General features: G+C 43.8%; 17 protein-coding genes. 6 read left to right on the forward strand and 11 right to left on the reverse strand.

Annotated features, from left to right (window positions below):
• Positions 1-143 precede the first annotated feature (143 nt).
• Positions 144-1,034 (forward strand): formyltetrahydrofolate deformylase, encoded by an 891-nt coding sequence (purU, locus tag G337_RS0112580; RefSeq protein WP_028864204.1) that lies wholly within the window; start codon positions 144-146, stop codon positions 1,032-1,034.
• A 120-nt stretch (positions 1,035-1,154) separates the two neighbouring features.
• On the opposite strand, the gene G337_RS0112585 is transcribed toward purU, so the two are convergent.
• Together G337_RS0112585 and G337_RS26195 are read right to left on the reverse strand one after the other, a co-directional pair.
• Positions 1,155-1,892, reverse strand: a complete 738-nt coding sequence (locus G337_RS0112585; RefSeq protein ID WP_028864205.1) for an SDR family NAD(P)-dependent oxidoreductase — start codon at positions 1,890-1,892, stop codon at positions 1,155-1,157.
• Between the two features lie 81 nt (positions 1,893-1,973).
• Positions 1,974-2,528: an NAD(P)H-dependent oxidoreductase gene (locus G337_RS26195; protein WP_037027434.1), complete on the reverse strand. Its 555-nt coding sequence runs from the start codon at positions 2,526-2,528 to the stop codon at positions 1,974-1,976.
• Between the two features lie 115 nt (positions 2,529-2,643).
• Here G337_RS26195 and G337_RS0112595 point away from each other — a divergent pair, with 115 nt between their 5' ends.
• Positions 2,644-3,552, forward strand: coding sequence for a LysR family transcriptional regulator (locus G337_RS0112595; protein ID WP_028864206.1), 909 nt, complete (start codon positions 2,644-2,646; stop codon positions 3,550-3,552).
• 282 nt (positions 3,553-3,834) lie between these two features.
• On the opposite strand, the gene nth is transcribed toward G337_RS0112595, so the two are convergent.
• From nth to rsxA, 8 genes are read right to left on the reverse strand one after another with little or no spacing between them, the layout of a single operon-like run.
• Positions 3,835-4,470, reverse strand: a complete 636-nt coding sequence (gene nth / locus G337_RS0112600; protein ID WP_028864207.1) for an endonuclease III — start codon at positions 4,468-4,470, stop codon at positions 3,835-3,837.
• On the reverse strand, positions 4,470-5,159 hold the full coding sequence (locus G337_RS0112605) for an electron transport complex subunit RsxE (RefSeq protein WP_028864208.1): 690 nt from the start codon (positions 5,157-5,159) through the stop codon (positions 4,470-4,472). Before G337_RS0112605 ends, nth begins: the two co-directional genes overlap by 1 nt.
• A complete protein-coding gene (gene rsxG / locus G337_RS0112610) occupies positions 5,156-5,791 on the reverse strand; it encodes an electron transport complex subunit RsxG (RefSeq protein ID WP_028864209.1) in 636 nt (211 codons plus the stop codon). Before rsxG ends, G337_RS0112605 begins: the two co-directional genes overlap by 4 nt.
• Position 5,792: 1 nt before the next feature.
• Positions 5,793-5,915, reverse strand: coding sequence for a hypothetical protein (locus tag G337_RS29425; protein WP_281170209.1), 123 nt, complete (start codon positions 5,913-5,915; stop codon positions 5,793-5,795).
• Between the two features lies 1 nt (position 5,916).
• Positions 5,917-6,969: an electron transport complex subunit RsxD gene (gene rsxD, locus G337_RS0112620; protein WP_028864210.1), complete on the reverse strand. Its 1,053-nt coding sequence runs from the start codon at positions 6,967-6,969 to the stop codon at positions 5,917-5,919.
• A 2-nt stretch (positions 6,970-6,971) separates the two neighbouring features.
• Positions 6,972-9,293 (reverse strand): electron transport complex subunit RsxC, encoded by a 2,322-nt coding sequence (gene rsxC / locus G337_RS0112625; protein ID WP_037027436.1) that lies wholly within the window; start codon positions 9,291-9,293, stop codon positions 6,972-6,974.
• A 1-nt stretch (position 9,294) separates the two neighbouring features.
• Entirely contained in the window at positions 9,295-9,852 is a 558-nt protein-coding gene (rsxB, locus tag G337_RS0112630; protein WP_084605365.1) for an electron transport complex subunit RsxB, read from the reverse strand.
• Positions 9,853-9,880: 28 nt separating this feature from the next.
• Positions 9,881-10,459 carry an electron transport complex subunit RsxA gene (gene rsxA, locus G337_RS0112635; RefSeq protein ID WP_028864213.1) on the reverse strand — a complete coding sequence of 193 codons (579 nt, stop codon included), beginning with the start codon at positions 10,457-10,459 and terminating at the stop codon, positions 9,881-9,883.
• Positions 10,460-11,065: 606 nt separating this feature from the next.
• Between rsxA and nrdD the strand changes: the two genes are divergently transcribed.
• From nrdD to G337_RS0112650, 3 genes are all read left to right on the forward strand, one after another.
• The gene (nrdD, locus tag G337_RS0112640; protein WP_028864214.1) at positions 11,066-13,183 is read left to right on the forward strand and encodes an anaerobic ribonucleoside-triphosphate reductase; all 2,118 of its coding nucleotides are present in this window, start codon (positions 11,066-11,068) and stop codon (positions 13,181-13,183) included.
• A gap of 69 nt (positions 13,184-13,252) precedes the next feature.
• Positions 13,253-13,732 (forward strand): anaerobic ribonucleoside-triphosphate reductase-activating protein, encoded by a 480-nt coding sequence (gene nrdG / locus G337_RS0112645; RefSeq protein ID WP_028864215.1) that lies wholly within the window; start codon positions 13,253-13,255, stop codon positions 13,730-13,732.
• Between the two features lie 163 nt (positions 13,733-13,895).
• Entirely contained in the window at positions 13,896-14,843 is a 948-nt protein-coding gene (locus G337_RS0112650) for a chemotaxis protein CheV (protein ID WP_028864216.1), read from the forward strand.
• Between the two features lie 72 nt (positions 14,844-14,915).
• Here the strand turns inward: G337_RS0112650 and G337_RS0112655 are convergent, their stop codons facing one another.
• Positions 14,916-15,743, reverse strand: a complete 828-nt coding sequence (locus tag G337_RS0112655; protein ID WP_051303230.1) for a nucleotidyltransferase domain-containing protein — start codon at positions 15,741-15,743, stop codon at positions 14,916-14,918.
• A 333-nt stretch (positions 15,744-16,076) separates the two neighbouring features.
• Between G337_RS0112655 and clpS the strand changes: the two genes are divergently transcribed.
• Positions 16,077-16,403 carry an ATP-dependent Clp protease adapter ClpS gene (clpS, locus tag G337_RS0112660; RefSeq protein ID WP_028864218.1) on the forward strand — a complete coding sequence of 109 codons (327 nt, stop codon included), beginning with the start codon at positions 16,077-16,079 and terminating at the stop codon, positions 16,401-16,403.
• Positions 16,404-16,409: the final 6 nt, after the last annotated feature.

Consider the following 16,409-nt stretch of genomic DNA (forward strand, 5'->3'; position numbering starts at 1 on the left):
TAATTACTGTAAATATGATATGCAGGGCATTATTTAACATTTCTGCAGCTTTCGACGGGCATAGATCATCTTTGTGAAATATTTGAGTGGTGCGCTGCTGCAGTTTAATTACTATGGCTTTTTCAGTCAAAGTAGGAACAGCTATGTCACTCTCACAAGTACAGCAAAGTCAGCTTTCTGATACACAGATAATCACCGCCAGCTGCCCCAGCCGCCCCGGCACTGTTGATATAGTGACACGTTATATCTATCAACAGGGCTTCTATATTAATGAAATCCATTCATTTGATGATACTGATAAACAGCGTTTTTTTATCCGTATTGAATTCAGGCCGGATCAGGATAATCAGTTTGACCGTGACAGCTTTATCGATGGTTTCAGCAGTAAAGCCGCCGGTTTTGATATGGAATGGACGTTATCTAAAAAATCTTATAAATCAAAAGTGGTGATTATGGTTTCTAAGCATGATCACTGTCTTAATGATCTGCTTTACCGTTATCGTACCGGAGATCTGGATATTGAGATCCCGGCTATTATTTCTAATCATCCGGATCTGCAGGAATTAGCAGAGTGGCATGGTATTCCTTATTATCATTTTCCTATCAGCAAAGAAACTAAGCCGCAGCAGGAAGCTAAGGTATGGCAGGTGGTTGAACAGTGTGAGGCAGACTTAGTGGTGCTTGCGCGTTATATGCAGGTATTATCCAATGAGATGTGTAAAAAGCTGTCCGGCTGGGCAATCAATATTCATCATTCTTTATTACCAGGTTTTAAGGGCGCAAAACCTTATTATCAGGCTTATGACAAAGGTGTGAAACTGGTAGGAGCAACGGCGCATTACGTCAGTGATGACCTCGATGAAGGGCCGATTATTACTCAGGGAGTAGAAACCGTGGATCACAGTTATTATCCGCAGGATTTAGCTGCTAAGGGCAGAGATATTGAGTGTCAGACTCTGTCGCGCGCAGTGCGCTGGCATATTGAGCATCGTGTTTTTCTACATGGCGAAAAGTCAGTGGTTTTTGCAAAATAAAGTAAAAAAACGAGTGTAAAAACTCGTTTTTTATATTTAATCTAAACTCGAGATAATGGGTTATTAAGCCGTTTCAACAGCATTAATTCAGGTGCCATAAGAGATCAAAATTCAAATACTCTACAGCAAATAACCTCCTCCGGCTTGTACACATTGTCCTGTGATCCAGCCGGCACGGTTGTCGGCAAATAATAGAACCGCATTTGCAATATCTTTAGGTTCACCAAGACGCCCCATTGGGGTTTGCGAGATAATCATTCCCAGCATTTGTTCATTTGACTTAACATCGGCTGTGATATCTGTGTCTGTAAGACCTGGTGCGACTGCGTTAACTCGGATACCCATTGGACCTAGCTCGGCAGCGAGTAGTCGAGTTGCATGGTCCACTGCGGCCTTTGAAGAAGCATAAGCGGCTACCCCCGGCATCAGCCCGCTTGATGTTACGGATGAAATATTGATCACAGCGCCTTTATTCTTAGCAAGATGAGTAGTTGCTTCACGAATAAGAGCTAACGGTGCAAACACGTTAGTACGGTAAATGCTTTCAATTACCTCATCAGTTGTTTCTGAAAGTGGACCCATACTGCCCGTTCCGGCATTATTCACCAGAACATCCAATCGCCCGAATTTACTGATCACTTCTTCAATAATTCGGCTCGGCTCACCATTTTTACTAACATCTCCGGCAATAGCGTAAGACTGCGTTCCTAATTCTTGTGTTGTTTGCTCAAGAACAGCCTGTCTGCGGCCGGTAATGACCACAGTTGCTCCTTTTTTGATAAAGGCAGATGCCGTGGCTTTACCAATTCCAGTTCCGCCGCCTGTGATTAATACGACTTTCTTTTGTAAATTTTCCATTTTCTTTTCCTAGCTGTTAAGTTATCGGGTGATCTCTCTTACAGACATCATGCCCGTTGTATTGAACGTTATTCTGGTAAATTAATATGCCTGTCTGCTGCGCTGTTTAAGTCGAGGACTTGTCACATACGAAATAAGCTCTGAAGTACTGGCTTCGAGTTTGCTTTTGTCTCTGCTCATAGCACTATGAAGCACAAACGGCGGCAGATAGTTCATGCCGACCATAAGTGAGGTCTGCTCAAAAGGGGTTAGAAATTCATTCATGGTAAAGCGGTTAAATGCCCCTGCCTGAAAGCTTTCAGCCGGCCCGCCAGTAGAGACTGCAAGTAACAGTTCTTTACCCTGCAGCTTGTCACCACCGTGACCATAGGCAAAACCAGACAGCAGCACCTGATCAATCCAAGCCTTAAGGACGGGCGGTGAAGAGTACCAATAGAACGGGAACTGCATCACTATGCGGTCGGCCTGTTCAAGAAGCGCCTGCTCAACAGAAGGATTAAAACGCATTTCAGCCCCGCCTACGGCAGTTAAGTCACGGGTAACTATCCCTTCAACATCTGACAATGCCTCAAACCACTTTCGATTAGCGGTTGAAGAAGAAAGATCCGGATGAGCAGTTAGTACAAGAATGTTCATAAAGCTGGCCTCAGTTGATAATTAATATGTCGTTTTCTTATTGCTTACTTTAATTAACCTTACTAAAATAAACAATACACCGATTATCAATCTAACTAGTGAATGAAATCTAATAATGCGTCTTCCTCTTGCTACACTCGAAGTATTTAATGCTATTGTCAGCAAAAAAAGCCTGCGTGGTGCAGCTCAAGACCTTGGCGTTAAACCTTCAACGGTAAGCCATCAGTTAAAAAAGCTTGAAGAGCAGCTTGGTACAGCGCTGTTTATTCGAACAACCCGCTCGATAAGCCTGACCGAAGCTGGGCGGGCGCTGGCACGCCGTACAGGCCCCGCCTTCGAGCAGTTAGACGAAGGTTTGTACAGTGCAAAAACCGCAGGGCATGCTGAGCGTGGTTCGCTAAAGCTTGCGATCCCTGAGTTTGCTTACTTTCTGTTAGTCCGAAACAAACTTGCCAGCTTCCAGAAAAAATACCCTGAGATAGAGGTCGAATTGTCAATAACCGATGCTTTGACGGATATTCTGGATGAAGGACTGCATGCAGGGTTTCGCATAGGCGGACTCATTGCTGAAGATATGGTTGCGATCAACCTCAGTGAACCGCTGAAAACAGCTGTTGTCGCCAGTCCGGAATACCTTGAAATGTATGGTGAGCCATGTGACCCAGGCGATCTATTAAATCACAACTGCTTGCGCTATCGGTTCCCCAGTTCAGGACAATTAGCCCCTTGGATCTTTGATGGTTCAGAGAAAGCCTATCCAGTCGAAGTCCGCGGCAATCTGATCGCTAATTCATCACCTGCCACGATTGATCTTGCACTTCAGGGACTTGGACTGACCTTTACATTTCGGGATTACTGCACCGATGCCTTAGCAAGTGGAAAGCTAGTAGAGGTCCTGACAGAACACCTGACTACGTTACCAAGCATGAACATCTATTTCCCAAGGGAGTATAAATCGATGCTGCCGCTCCGACTGCTTATCGAACACTTGAAAAATGGCGGTTCTGAGCACAAAGATGTTTAGAAATGTATTTCTCTTTTAACTTTAGGTTTCTTTTTGCTCTTCTAAACAGATGACATAAAACAGCTGCAAATCTGTTATATAAGTCAGAACAAGAGCAAAACCGTGAAGTGATGATAGTGAAGAAAGTACAAAAGTCTATTTTTGGCTATATTTTGATGGTATTAGTAAAGGATTCTGGTGCGCTTCGCTTAGAAAGCTAACACTAAATATCCCAAAGATGAATGAGGGATACGATGGCGCTGACAGGCTCAGTGCCGGTTCGTATGAGTCAGTATAAAGCTCCTAATCACTTGTTTTTTCTTTGAACTCACAGAGGTCTTCAATGATACAGCTGCCGCAGCGTGGTTTGCGGGCGATGCAGGTATAACGGCCGTGTAGAATAAGCCAGTGATGTACATCGACTTTAAATTCAGCCGGGATCACCTTTAATAACTTCTCTTCTACCTGGTCTACATTTTTACCCATAGCTAGTTTGGTGCGGTTGGAAACGCGAAAGATATGAGTATCTACGGCGATGGTCGGCCAGCCGAATGCTGTGTTTAATACTACATTGGCGGTTTTTCGGCCGACACCGGGCAGGGCTTCCAGTGCTTCTCTGTTTTCCGGCACCTGACTGTTATGAAGCTCAACCAGCATCTGACAGGTTTTAATAACGTTAGCCGCTTTGCTGTTATAAAGGCCGATGGTTTTAATATAATGCTTTAACCCGTCCAGCCCTAATGCAGCAATCGCTTCCGGGGTATTAGCTGCGGGATAGAGTTTATCGGTGGCTTTATTAACACCCACATCCGTTGCCTGCGCAGATAAAATAACCGCAATTAACAGTTCAAAGGGCGTGCTGTAGTTCAGCTCAGTCTGCGGATTCGGGTTGTTGTCACGTAAGCGGGTTAATATTTCACGACGTTTTTCTTTGTTCATTATTTTTCCGCCTTCTGGTCAATGCTGTTTTTAAGCGCAATGATCAAACCCATAATAATAAAAGCGCCCGGCGGCAGGGCTGCTAATAAAAAGCTGGTATCGGTATGATAGAGAGTGACAGTCAGAAACTGCGCCCAGTCACCTAATAATGTTTCGATGCCGTCAAACAGGGTACCCTGGGCTAAAATTTCGCGGCTTGCACCTAATAAAACCAGTACAGCGCTGAAACCCAGTCCCATCATCAGTCCGTCAAAAGCAGCATGCTTGACAGTGTTTTTTGATGCAAATGCTTCTGCACGACCGATAATAATGCAGTTGGTTACGATCAGCGGAATAAAAATCCCCAGAGAAAGATAAAGCTCGTAGATAAATGCATTCATAAGCAGCTGAATACAGCTTACTAATGAGGCGATGATCATAACAAAAACGGGAATACGAATCGTTTTAGGCACATGATTACGAATAAGTGAGATCAGTGAGTTTGATGCAGTCAGTACAAACAGCGTCGCTAACCCTAAGCCTAACGCATTGGTTAATGTATTGCTGACCGCAAGCAGGGGGCATAACCCCAGGAGCTGTACAATACCCGGGTTATTTTTCCATAATCCCTGGTACATTAACTCTTTGTAAATACCCTGCTCTGCTTCTGCTGTCTGCTGGCTTTCGATTTCTTCTACCTGCTGGTTCATTGCTTTTCTCCACAATCTGCCGGGTGACTGAACAGCTGCTGTTTATTATCCTGGAAATATATCAAAACATCCTTGACCGCAAGCGTCACGGCGCGGGGGGTGATGGTTGCCCCGGTAAATGCATCAAAATCACCGTTATTCTTTTTAACTTCCCAGCGATGCGCCTCTGACTCGTGGTAAAACTTTCCGGTAAATGAATTTATCCAGTTTGATTTACTAAGCTGAACTTTATCACCAAGTCCGGGTGTTTCCGTATGGCGGGTAACCCGTACGCCGGCTACCTTTCCGTCTTTATAGATACCGACCAGTATTTTTATTTCACCGGCATAACCGCGCAGGGTGCTTGCTTCTAAGAATAATGCTACCGGGTCCTGATCTTTTTTAGCGATAAAGACCTGCTGCGGCTCCTTACTGCCTAACAGGTTTTCATCTGTGACAGTGAAGCAGGTGGCATAAATATCATTATCATAGGACTCTTCAGGAATAAGCTGGTTAAGTGTTTTTAATAATGCTCTTTGCTCCTGCTGAGCAATAACCGGCTTGGTCAATACACTGACAAGAGCAATACAGGCGGTACAGACAACGGCAAAAGCGGCTAATAATAGAGCGTTGCGGCTAATAGTAGGAAACATATTAAATACGGCCTCCGTAAACTTTCGGCTGGGTGTTATGATTAATAAGCGCTGCGCTCATGTAACCAGGTAATAGTGCAAAAGCTGCTGATAACAGGGTGTGGCGGTTAATAGTAGGGAACATACTAGGCACGGCCTCCGTAAACTTTCGGCTGGGTGTAATAGTCGATAAGCGGCACACACATGTTGCCGAGCAGTACTGCAAATGCAACGGCATCGGGATAACCGCCGATATTTCGAATAATAACTACAATTAACGCAACTAATAAACCATAAAAAATGCGTCCTTTTACGGTAGTGGCTGCGGTGACCGGATCGGTTAAGATGAAAAATGCCCCAAGCATAGTCGCCCCTGAAAAGATATGGAACAGAGGCGAGATATTAAGGTCCGGATTATAAGCAAAAGCGATAAAAGAGAAGCTGACTAAGCCGGCCAGAAAGGCTGCCGGGATATACCACTGAATAATACGCTTATATAATAATATTAATCCGCCGAATAAAAAGCCGACATTAACCCACTGGATAGCCTGTGCCGATGAAGCTTTAAACTCTGCACTGTTAAGCATTTCTGTGATGGTAAAACCAGAATGTAGCGCATTACGGGCAGTGTCAAGCGGTGTTGCCATGGTTAAACCGTCAATGCTGACACTCAGCTGTGCTACCGTATATCCGTCTAATGTAAAGCCGCTTAAAAAGGCGCTTAGCTGATCCATAAAGGTCAGTGAAAAAGGATGTAATGACTGCACCGGGATCCAGGAGGTCATTTGTACTGGAAATGAAATCAACAGCACTACATAAGCCGCCATTGCCGGATTAAACAGGTTTTGTCCCAGTCCGCCGTACAGCTGTTTAACAAAGATCACGGCAAAAGCTGTACCTATCACCACAATCCACCATGGTGATAACGGCGGAATCGAAACTGCAATCAGTAAACCGGTTAACAGCGCGCTGCCGTCTTTTAAGCTTCTTAAAACTGGGCGTTTGCGTAATTTTAATATCAGCGCTTCACTTCCCAGGGCCACGACTGAAGCGAGTGTTATCTGTAATAAGTTACCAATGCCGAAGAAATAACTTTGTAAAAACACGCCGGGAATTAAACACAGGATCACCATCACCATTATCTGCGAAGTGGTTCTTCTCTGACGCTGGTGCGGAGAGCTTGAATTCATAAATGCCATATTTATTGATCCTTTTGTGCGGTTTGTCTGGCTTTTGCTTTGGCAACTGCCGCCGCTATTTTCGCTTTTCTATCTTCAGCCGCCGTGGAGTTTTTATCGAGAGCTGTATCTAAACTATTTTTTACTGCTTCATTTGCCAGCTGCTGTTTTTCCTGCTTATGCAGGCGAGCCTGCTCTTTGCGTTTTTCACGGGCGGCAGTAACAGCACTGTTATCGGGTTGATCTGCATTTGCGGAAGCTGCTTTTTTCGCTTTGGCTTTGGCAACCGCAGCTGCGACGGCTGCTTTTTTAGGATCGCTCGGCGCCTCTTCTGGTTCAGCCGTTTCGCTGTTCTGCTGTGCCGCTGCTTTTTTAGCTTTAGCACGGGCAACCGCAGCTGCGACGGCTGCTTTTTTAGGATCAACCTGAGTTTCTTCTGCAATATCTGACTGTGAGTCCTGCTGTGCTTGAGCTGCTTTCTTGGCTTTAGCACGGGCAATAGCAGCTGCTACGGCTGCTTTTTTAGGATCAAGCTGAGTTTCTTCTGCAACATCTGACTGTGAGTCCTGCTGTGCCTGAGCTGCTTTCTTGGCTTTAGCACGGGCAACAGCCGCCGCCACTGCATCGTTTTTAGGTTTATCAGCAGTACCAGTGGCTGAACTTTCAGATGCCGCTTCAGCTAAGGCTGCTTTTTTAGCTTTTGCCCGGGCGACAGCCGCTGCAGCTGCACTTTTCGGAGTATCAGCCTGCTCACTGTTTTCACCTGCAGCGCTGTCTGCTTTTTTGGCTTTAGCGCGTGCAAGCGCCGCTGCAATTAAATCTTCACCGCCGTTTTTCTCTTTTAACTGCTGTTTACGTTTTTCAGCTGCCTGCTTATGTTTTGCCTGGCGGTCAATTTTTGCCTGTTCTAAGCGTGCTTCACGATTCTTATGACGAATTCGGGCTGTTTCTGCTTTTTTAGCTTCCTGCTCGGCGGTATTAATTTCTGCTTTAGCAACACGGTAATATTCAACCAGAGGGATATTACTTGGACAGACAAAAGCACATGCACCGCATTCAATGCAGGCCGACAGGTTATAGTCATCTAACTTATCGTGGTCTTTACTCTGTGAGTACCATAATAACTGCTGCGGCAGCAGCGAAGCCGGGCAGGCATGAGCGCATTCGCCGCAGCGGATACAGGACATTTCTGCAGAGGGGGCCGGTATCTCCTGTACTGTCGGTGCAAGGATACAGTTACAGGTTTTAGTTACCGGAATATCTCCGTGACTGATGGAAAAACCCATCATAGGCCCGCCGATAATGAGTTTCTGCGCAGTTTCACTATTAAGCTGATATTTATCTAACAGGTACTGAATCGGCGTGCCGATACGCACGCTGGCATTACCTTTTTTGCGCAGGGCATCACCGGTTAATGTGACAATACGGGAAGTTAACGGTTTTCCGTCAACAACCGCTTCTTTTACGGCAAATACAGTACCGACATTCTGCATGACAATGCCAAGCTCGGTAGGGTGCTTACCAAGCGGTGTCTGTCTGCCGGTAATTATTTCAATTAACTGCTTTTCACTGCCGGACGGGTAAAGTGTCGGAATGGTGCGGATAATAAGCTCAGCCCGCAGGGTTAAATGCATCTTCTGCAGTGCCAGCTGCAGTGCTTCTACCGCTTGTGGTTTATTATCTTCAACAGCAATAACGATTAACTTAGGCTGCAGGATATGCTCCAGCACTTCAATGCCCTGAAAAATTTCCTGAGCATGCTCCTGCATCAGGCGGTCATCAGCTGTAATGTATGGTTCGCATTCAGCTGCATTGATAATAAGCAGTTTAATGCCGTCACTATGAGAAAGTTTCAGATGACTTGGAAAGCCTGCTCCGCCGAGTCCGACAATACCTGCATGCTGAATAGTTTCAATCAGGGTGACACTTGGAGCATCCCGGAAATTATCCGGCTTGTTATAAGCAATGCTTCGGTCTAATCCGTCAGTTTTAATCACAACTGACAGTACCGGCAGACCGGAAGGATGAAGATCAGTGCGCTTTTCTATTGCATGAACAATACCTGAACTGCTGGCATGCTGCACTACCATAGCACCGTAAACCTTGGTCAGTGCCTGTCCTTTTAATACCGGATCACCGACTTTGACCAGCATTTCCGGGCTATGTCCCTTATGTTCAATGCCGATAACTAAAAATTCGGGAATACCGGCATCACAGATAGCACTGCCGCTGCTTTGAATTTTGTTTTCCTGGGGGTGAACGCCGCCGTGGAAAGTCCATTGTTTTCCGGAAGATATTTGTGCAAGCTGCTCTTCACTGAGCAGGTTAATTGGTTGTGTTGTCATGCTAGAGCTCAGTGTTGATTTTTGTTGGAATACGGTTGAGATCCCACTGCCAGTTTTGTGTTGTTAAAGCAATCGGGTTCATATCGATACAGTCTGTCGGACATGGTGCCACGCATAGCTCGCAGCCGGTACATTCATCACTGATCACCGTATGCATCTGCCGGGTTGAGCCTATAATTGCATCAACAGGACAGGCCTGAATACATTTAGTACAGCCGATACACTGGTCTTCACGGATAAAAGCGACTAGTTTGGGTTTTTCTTCGCCGTCCAGTGCCTGCGGTTCTATGCCCATGCGCTCTGCTAACTGCAGCATAACGGCCTGTCCGCCGGGCGGGCATTTATTGATCTCTTCACCGTTGGCAATAGCCTGAGCATAAGGCTTGCAGCCGGGGTAGCCGCACTGGCCGCATTGTGTCTGTGGTAAAATAGCATCTAACTCTTCAACAATAGGATCTTCTTTTACTTTAAAACGTATTGAAGAGTAACCTAATAAAGAGCCGAACAGGGCGCCTAAAATTCCAAGCGTTAAAATGGCGATAGCAATGCTGATTATCATCTGTATTTATTCCGTTTGATCAAATCTATTATTTAATAAGGCCGGTAAAGCCCATAAAGGCAAGAGACATTAAACCTGCGGTGATCATGGCAATTGATGCGCCTTTAAAAGGCAGAGGCACATCGGAGGCGGCTAAACGTTCGCGCATGGAGGAGAAAAGCACCAGTACTAAGGAAAAACCAACACCGGCACTGAATCCGTAAATAATTGACTCAACAAAGTCATGCCCTTCATTAATGTTCAGCAGTGCCAGACCTAAAATGGCACAGTTGGTGGTAATCAAGGGTAAAAAGATACCCAGCAGGCGGTATAAAGTAGGGCTGGTTTTATGCATTACCATTTCGGTAAACTGCACAACCACAGCAATGACCAGAATAAAACTCAAGGTCTGCAGATAAAGCAGATCCAGCGGCAGCAGGATAAAGTTATTAACAATATAGGAGAGTGCAGCGGTTAAGGTTAAAACAAACGTTGTTGCAAAGGACATGCCGACAGCGGTTTCTACTTTATTAGAAACACCCATAAAAGGGCATAAACCTAAAAACTTTACTAATACGAAGTTGTTAACCAGCACAGTACCGAAAAAAAGTAAAAAATAATCACTCATAAAAATTTAATTCCATTACCTGTGTAAGTGTATTGCGCAGGCCAAAAAAACGGGCCTTATTATAGCAGTAAAACAGCAGATGTTTAGTATAAAAGTCGCTGGATAGGGTATATACCTGTTATCAATTGAAATGCAAAAATCAGCAAATATGAGAAGCGAGCAGGTTTTAGGCATGAAGTTAAAGTTCTAACAGATTAAATCAAGACTCTAGAAATAATAAAATGCTTGCCTATCGACTTGCTCTGGTGTCTGAGTTGCACCTGAGAAATGTAATTTTTTAATCATAATGATATATTACTTCGGCATAGGCTACATTTTTTGTTTACCGCTTAATACTCGTATATTTAATACAGCGATAGTGATTACTACCCCTATAAATTCCTGCTAAAACTGCTTCTTAAAAATGCAATATAAAAAGTGTTATTTGTATAATTTATATTATGGCTGTTTTTTTGCGCTAGCTCATGTTTTTATGTATTAAAAGTTGCTTTATTTTTACTGTGCATCTTCAATGAAAGTGCTTGATGCAAGCCATATATAGTGTAATATCCGCCTCCTCAACACTATATGTGGTGTTTTCACTGTTATCACGGAGCCCTGTTATTTATGAAACCTGTTGTTATTAAACGAGATGGTAGCCAAGTCCCTTTTAATGCCTTACGTATAGCTGAAGCTATCTTAAAAGCGTCCGGCGCCGCCCGCTGTAAAGGTGTTGATGCATTTGCCGTTGCCAATGAAGTTGAAGGGCAGTTACAAGGTCAGGTTGAAGTTGATATTCATGATATTCAAGATGCGGTTGAAGAGTGTTTGATGAAAAGCGGCCATACTGAGCTGGCCCGCGTATATATTGAATACCGTCATGACAGAGATATTGCACGAGAGCGCAAAAGTCATTTAAACAGTGAAATTTACGGCCTGATTGAACAGAGTAATGCCTCTTTACTGAATGAAAATGCCAATAAAGACAGCAAGGTTATCCCGACACAACGGGATCTGCTGGCCGGTATTGTTGCCAAACACTATGCAAAATCACATATCCTGCCCCGTGATGTAGTACGTGCTCACGATAAAGGTGAGCTGCATTATCACGATTTAGATTACGCACCGTTTTTCCCTATGTTTAACTGTATGTTAATTGATATTAAAGGGATGTTTACCAAAGGCTTTAAAATGGGCAATGCAGAGATTGAAGAGCCGAAATCAATCTCAACGGCAACTGCTGTAACTGCACAGATTATTGCTCAGGTAGCCAGCCATATTTACGGCGGTACAACCATTAACGGCATTGATACCACGCTTGCGCCTTATGTAACAAAAAGTTACCAGAAACATTTAGCAACAGCAGAAGAGTGGGGGGTCAGCGAACCTCAGGCTTATGCTGCGCAGCAGACTGAAAAAGAGTGTTTTAATGCTTTCCAGTCGCTTGAATATGAAGTGAATACACTGCATACAGCAAACGGACAGACACCTTTTGTGACCTTTGGTTTTGGTCTGGGTACCAGCTGGGAAGCGCGTTTAATTCAAGAGTCTATTTTCAAAATTCGTATTGCCGGTTTAGGTAAGAACCGCAAAACTGCTATTTTCCCTAAACTGGTTTTTGCAATCAAAGACGGTGTAAACCATAAAAGTACAGATCAGAATTATGATATTAAACAGCTGGCATTAAAATGTGCTTCAAAACGTATGTATCCTGATATCTTAAACTACGAAAAAGTAGTTGATGTAACAGGGTCGTTTAAAACGCCGATGGGCTGCCGCAGCTTTTTAGGTACTTACGAAGAAAATAATGAACTGATCCATGACGGTCGTAATAATCTTGGTGTTGTAAGTCTTAACTTACCGCGTATTGCTTTAGAAGCCGGTGGTGGTGAGCAGGCTTTTTATAAATTATTAGACAGTCGCTTAAATATTGCCAAAAAAGCATTAGATACACGTATCGAACGTTTATCTGAAGTGAAAGCGAGTGTTGCGCCGATTCTATATATGGAAGGCGCCTGCGGCGTGCGTTTAAAAGCAGACGACTGCATTGCAGAAATCTTTAAAAACGGACGAGCTTCTATTTCTCTTGGTTATATCGGTCTGCATGAAGCAATTAACGCTCTGCACGGCTCTGACGGTCATCTTTTTGATGATAAAGAGAAACAGGAAAAAGCGATTGCAATGATCCGTTATCTGAAACAGGCAACAGTGCGCTGGACTGAGGAAACGGGGTACGGCTTCAGCTTATACTCAACACCTTCTGAAAACCTCTGTGACCGTTTCTGCCGTTTAGATGCTAAACAGTTTGGTGTTTTAGAAGGCGTAACAGATAAAGGTTATTACACTAACAGCTTCCATCTAGATGTTGAAAAATCTGTAAACCCTTACGATAAACTTGATTTTGAGATGCCTTATCCGGAAATCGCCAGCGGCGGCTTCATCTGTTACGGTGAATACCCGAATATGAAGCATAATCTTAAAGCGTTAGAAGATGTCTGGGATTACAGTTATTCACGTGTACCTTACTACGGCACTAATACACCGATTGACGAGTGTTATGTTTGTGGTTTTCATGGTGAGTTTGACTGTACCAGTAAAGGATTTGTCTGCCCGAGCTGCGGTAACTCTGATTCTGAGAAAGTAGCAGTAACACGCCGCGTGTGCGGTTATTTAGGCAGCCCGGATGCACGTCCGTTTAATGAAGGTAAGCAGGAAGAAGTTAAACGCCGCGTTAAACACCTTTAAACTTTTTATTTAGTAACAACTTAAAGACACCTCACATACAGTGGGGTGTTTTTGTTTTAGGAGTCCTCTATGAATTACAGTAAATATTATCCGATTGATGTTTTAAATGGTGAGGGAACCCGCTGTACGCTGTTTGTTTCCGGCTGTATTCATAACTGCAGGGGCTGCTATAACCAGTCAACCTGGTCACCTGATGCCGGTGAACTATTCACTGAGCAGCTTGCTGAACAGATAATCAGTGATCTTAATGATTCACGTATTAAAAAGCAGGGACTGACTTTGTCCGGTGGCGATCCGCTGCATCCAGCTAATGTTGAGCAGGTATTAAAATTAATTAAGCGTGTTAAAGCTGAATGTCCCGGTAAAGATATCTGGGTGTGGAGCGGTTATCTGTTAAATGAACTTACGCAGCAGCAGCAGGAAATAGTTGATCTGATTGATGTCTTGATCGACGGAAAATTTGAACAGTCCTTAGCTGATGCCAACCTGCAGTGGCGCGGAAGTTCTAATCAGGTGATCCATTATTTAAAACCAAAGCAGGGCCGTTAACTGCTTTGTAGTCACGGCCGCTGTCTCTGCATAGCAGAAACAGCGGCCTGCTCCCATATAATTGCCATTAATCAAGAAAAACAACAGCAGTACATTTTATTTGCCGAAAAGATTAGCTATGCTCAGAAGAGTAGTCGCGTTTAAAAATAGGATTGGCAAATAGATGGCAAGTATTCTTGATACAGTGGATCAACGCACAAACTTAGTTGGTGAAAATCGACTTGAACTGCTTTTGTTTCACCTGCAGGGCAGGCAGTTGTTTGCTATTAATGTGTTTAAAGTTAAAGAGGTTGTTAAGCTGCCGGCTTTAAACAAACTTCCTAATTCTCATCCCAAGATTTCTGGTGTTGCCGCGATTCGCGGCGAATCCATTCCTGTTATTAATTTAAGAGAAGCGATAGGCCTTAAACCGCTGCCGGTTGATGAGCAGTGTAATCTGATTATTACTGAGTACAACCGCACCGTACAGGGCTTTTTAGTCGGAAAAGTTGAACATATTGTTAATATGAACTGGGGGGAAATAATGCCCCCGCCAAGTTCTGTTGGACGAAACCATTATCTGACCGCTATTACCAAACTCGAACGGGAGGGGGTGGTAGAGCTGGTGGAAATCATTGATGTTGAAAAAGTTCTGGCTGAAATTGTAGAGTATAAACTGAGTATTTCTGAAGGTGTTGTTGATACTGAAATTTCTCAAGAATTTATCGGGCGCAAAATTCTCCATGTTGATGACTCCTCGACCGCACGCAAACAGGTTGACGGTACTCTGTCGCAGTTAGGTATCGAAATCATTCCTGCCTGTAACGGGCGGCAGGCGCTGGATATTCTGCAGGGCTGGGCGGATCAGGGTAAGAAGGTCGAAGATGAGATTCTGATGCTGATAACAGATGCTGAAATGCCGGTAATGGACGGTTACAAATTAACAAATGAGATCCGTAATGATCCGCGTATGGCCGGGCTGCATATCGTGTTAAATACTTCATTGAGCGGCAGTTTTAATCAGGCTATGGTTGAAAAAGTCGGCTGTGATGATTTTTTATCTAAATTTCAACCTGACTCGTTAGTTGAAGTGGTGCAGAAGAGACTTAAAGATAAAATCAGTAAAAACTGATTTGAATGAAAATGACTGCTTAATCAGCCGCTGTTATTCTCTCTGCAGCGGCTTTTTTGTGAATGTCTTTTATTAAACTGGATTTTCGGCTGCCAGCAGATTATCTAACCCGTCAAGCAGTTCATCCAGCTGATTAAGTAAAATTCTGTCGCCGGCAGCTGCTGACAGGAGGATATTATTTACCTGTTTATGCAGATCTGCCGGTACTTTAGCACAGCTCTGCAGCACATAGTTTAATACTTTTTTCTCTCCCGGATTCATTACCTTATTAACTGCGTAGAGCACATCAAAATAACTTGCAAACAGTGCCGCCAGGCGGTGATTGATACTGAGCAGATCCTGACGATCTAATGCTTTTTTTATCTGCATATAATAAGACGGAATGACATCTCTTAATACCGGCTGGTTTTTGCTTATAATCGCCTGTTTTAACGACTCCGGATAGCTGACTTTATATTTGTTCTGCAGCTGCGCAAACCAGCCGTTGCGGTCAAACAATATTTTTGAGCTGCACACTGTCTGCCAGAAGCAGGTTGAATAACCCATATTAGCCTGGTGGGAAATAAGCAGGCGCTGCAGCTGCTCTTCTATCCATGATTTATCCCAGTAAATAATATCAACTTCAATACCGGTTTCTAAATCAAACCACTCATCACCAAGATCCCAGAAGGTAAGATTGAGATCGGCTTTACTCGCTCCCAGCTTGTCAACAATCTCCTGACGTGCAGCCAGCGAGATTGTTTCACTTGAGTAAATATAAAGATCAATATCGGAGTGTTTATCTAAGCTGCCGCTGGTTTGAGAGCCGCCCAGGGCGATCGCTTCCACGCACTCTATTATTTTAAACTTTTCACTGATCTTATTTGCTAAGGTTAGATAGACAGATTCACCGTGACTCACAAATTTCTCCTTTAATTTTAACAAGCTGTGTAGGTTATGTTTTTTTTATAATGCATTTATATTACCTTATCTGTTTTGCATTTTAGTGGGCTGGCGCACATTTTTTACTGTATTTTTAAGTGCTTACAAATTGCTGTTAGTGTGACGGGGTTGTCCGCCTGCCTGCCGGGTGCTGTTAAAACCTGCCGCCGCTGATGAATAAGCAGGTCACTGATTTTTATTGTCCATCACAGTTTGCACATTGCCCAACTAATCATTAATCTAGCTCTACCTGACAGGCCTTTCGGGCCTATATAATTTTCGTAACTTTATTAAATAAGACTAGACTTAAAGATGAGTGATAAAAATACCCCTCAAACTGGTAATGAATCAGCAACGATCGAAAGATCTGAAACTAAGCTGGTTCCGCCTTCGATGTATAATGTGCTGCTGCATAATGATGACTATACACCGATGGATTTTGTAATTGATGTGTTACAGCGCTTCTTCAGACTGGATAATGAAAGCGCGACCGAAGTAATGCTCAATGTTCATTATAAAGGAGTGGGTATCTGCGGCACCTTTACTGCCGAAATCGCGGAAACAAAAGTAATGCAGGTCATGAATTATGCGAAACAAAATGAACACCCGTTACGATGCTCAATGGAAAAAGAATCGTAAGTATTA

Origin of the sequence: Psychromonas aquimarina ATCC BAA-1526 (assembly GCF_000428725.1) — a bacterium.
Classification (GTDB): Bacteria; Pseudomonadota; Gammaproteobacteria; order Enterobacterales; family Psychromonadaceae; genus Psychromonas; species Psychromonas aquimarina.

Excerpts from the sequence above, each read along its gene's own strand:
- purU (WP_028864204.1), top strand. The coding sequence starts at position 144 with ATGTCACTCTCACAAGTACAGCAAAGTCAGCTTTCTGATACACAGATA.
- G337_RS0112585 (WP_028864205.1), bottom strand. The coding sequence starts at position 1,892 with ATGGAAAATTTACAAAAGAAAGTCGTATTAATCACAGGCGGCGGAACT.
- G337_RS26195 (WP_037027434.1), bottom strand. The coding sequence starts at position 2,528 with ATGAACATTCTTGTACTAACTGCTCATCCGGATCTTTCTTCTTCAACC.
- G337_RS0112595 (WP_028864206.1), top strand. The coding sequence starts at position 2,644 with ATGCGTCTTCCTCTTGCTACACTCGAAGTATTTAATGCTATTGTCAGC.
- nth (WP_028864207.1), bottom strand. The coding sequence starts at position 4,470 with ATGAACAAAGAAAAACGTCGTGAAATATTAACCCGCTTACGTGACAAC.
- G337_RS0112605 (WP_028864208.1), bottom strand. The coding sequence starts at position 5,159 with ATGAACCAGCAGGTAGAAGAAATCGAAAGCCAGCAGACAGCAGAAGCA.
- rsxG (WP_028864209.1), bottom strand. The coding sequence starts at position 5,791 with ATGTTTCCTACTATTAGCCGCAACGCTCTATTATTAGCCGCTTTTGCC.
- G337_RS29425 (WP_281170209.1), bottom strand. The coding sequence starts at position 5,915 with ATGTTCCCTACTATTAACCGCCACACCCTGTTATCAGCAGCTTTTGCA.
- rsxD (WP_028864210.1), bottom strand. The coding sequence starts at position 6,969 with ATGGCATTTATGAATTCAAGCTCTCCGCACCAGCGTCAGAGAAGAACC.
- rsxC (WP_037027436.1), bottom strand. The coding sequence starts at position 9,293 with ATGACAACACAACCAATTAACCTGCTCAGTGAAGAGCAGCTTGCACAA.
- rsxB (WP_084605365.1), bottom strand. The coding sequence starts at position 9,852 with ATGATAATCAGCATTGCTATCGCCATTTTAACGCTTGGAATTTTAGGC.
- rsxA (WP_028864213.1), bottom strand. The coding sequence starts at position 10,459 with ATGAGTGATTATTTTTTACTTTTTTTCGGTACTGTGCTGGTTAACAAC.
- nrdD (WP_028864214.1), top strand. The coding sequence starts at position 11,066 with ATGAAACCTGTTGTTATTAAACGAGATGGTAGCCAAGTCCCTTTTAAT.
- nrdG (WP_028864215.1), top strand. The coding sequence starts at position 13,253 with ATGAATTACAGTAAATATTATCCGATTGATGTTTTAAATGGTGAGGGA.
- G337_RS0112650 (WP_028864216.1), top strand. The coding sequence starts at position 13,896 with ATGGCAAGTATTCTTGATACAGTGGATCAACGCACAAACTTAGTTGGT.
- clpS (WP_028864218.1), top strand. The coding sequence starts at position 16,077 with ATGAGTGATAAAAATACCCCTCAAACTGGTAATGAATCAGCAACGATC.